Genomic DNA, 1688 nt, shown 5'->3' on the forward strand with positions numbered 1-1688 from the left:
CGGCCGCCGCCGCGGTCCGGGCGCCGGCGGGGGCGGGCTCAGGGTCCAGCAGGGCGTCGCGGACGATCCGGCGGGGGTCGTAGCGCCGCGGGTCGAGCGCGGCCCAGTCGATGTCCTTGACCTCGTCGCCGAGCTCGCTGTCCACGCGCTCGCGGGCGTCCGCGAGGAAGTGCCGGGCCTGCTTGGTCAGCCGCGCCAGCTGCTCGGCGTACTTCGGCAGCCGCGTCGGGCCGATCACGATGACGGCCACGACCAGGATCACGAGGAGCTCGCCGCCGTTGATCCCGAACACGTCGCCCAGGCTACCGTCCGGCGGGCGCGCCACCTAGCGGTGCCCGGCCACCCGTCCGGGTCAGCCCTGCGCGGACTCGTCGAGCACGACGCGCACGTCCCGCTCCGCGCCGTCGGCGGCCCGCACCCGCAGGGACACGGCGTCGCCGGGCGTGCGGGCGCGGATCGCCACCACCAGCTCGTCGGACGCCGTGACCGGCCGCCCGTCGATCGCGAGGATGACGTCGCCGGCGCGGATGCCCGCGCGGTCCGCCGGGCCGCCCGGGGTCACCGGCTGCTGCGCGCCCTGCGGTTCGGTCGCGACCTGGACGCCCTCGCCGGTGTAGGACCCGTCGAGCAGCACGCCGATCACGGGGTAGGTGGCGACGCCGGTCTCGATCAGCTGCTCGGCGGTGCGCCGCGCCTGGTTCGACGGGATGGCGAACCCGAGCCCGATGCTGCCGCCGCTCGTCGCGGAGGTGCCCGGCGGCTGGGCGATCGCCGAGTTGATCCCGACGACCTCCCCCGCCGCGTTCACCAGCGGTCCGCCGGAGTTGCCGGGGTTGATCGCGGCGTCGGTCTGGATCGCGTTGATGAACGCGGTCTCCTCCGTGCCGTCGCCGGCGGCCACGGGGCGGTTGAGGGCGCTGACGATGCCGGTGGTCACGGTGCCCGCGAGGCCGAGGGGGGCGCCGATCGCGACCACGGGGTCGCCGACCTGCACCGCGTCGGAGTCGCCGAGCACCAGCGGGGTCAGGCCCTCGGCCTCGACCTTGACGACCGCGAGGTCGTAGTCGGCCGTGCTGCCGACGATCGTGCCCGGCAGCTGCGAGCCGTCGGCGAGCAGCACCACGATCGACGACCCGGCGCCGGACGCGCCCGCCACGACGTGGTGGTTCGTCAGGATGTAGCCGTCCTGGCGCAGCACCAGCCCGGACCCGGTCGAACCGCCCGACGCGGACGACACCTCGATCGAGACGACCGACGGCAGCACCGTCGCGGCGATGCCGGCGACGCTGTCCGGGGCACGGTCGGCCGCGCCCGTGCCGACAGCGGCGGGCAGGCCGGCGTCGGCCAGGTGCGCGTCGTCGCGCTCGATGCGGGCGCCGACGACCCCGCCGAGCAGCCCGGCGCCGAACGCGGCGACCACGAGGCCGGCCACGACGCCGAGCGGGACGCGCCGGCGCCGCCGACCGCGGCGGGGCGCCGGGACGCCGAGCTCGGGCATCGGGGGCGGCAGGACGCCCGGGGGCAGCACGGCGGGTGCCGGGGCCGCCGCCGGGTCGGCCGGCAGCGGGGACGGCGGGACGGGTGCGGAGGCGCCGGGTCCCGCGGGGCCGCCCGGGCCCGCGGGTGCGCCCCACGGCGACGGCGCGCCCCACGCGGAGGGAGCGGCGGGCGCGGGGGACAAGTCGGAG

The 1688-nt window shown here is 78.1% G+C and carries 2 protein-coding genes; both read right to left on the bottom strand.

Going from position 1 to position 1688, the window contains the following annotated elements:
* The coding region (locus KVT14_RS19955) for a twin-arginine translocase TatA/TatE family subunit (RefSeq protein WP_217617257.1) at positions 1-292 on the bottom strand (292 nt) is incomplete at its 3' end.
* 60 nt (positions 293-352) lie between these two features.
* Positions 353-1681 carry a S1C family serine protease gene (locus KVT14_RS19960; protein WP_254631378.1) on the bottom strand — a complete coding sequence of 443 codons (1329 nt, stop codon included), beginning with the start codon at positions 1679-1681 and terminating at the stop codon, positions 353-355.
* Positions 1682-1688: the final 7 nt, after the last annotated feature.

Origin of the sequence: Cellulomonas sp. GbtcB1 (assembly GCF_019091725.1) — a bacterium.
GTDB lineage: Bacteria > Actinomycetota > Actinomycetes > Actinomycetales > Cellulomonadaceae > Cellulomonas.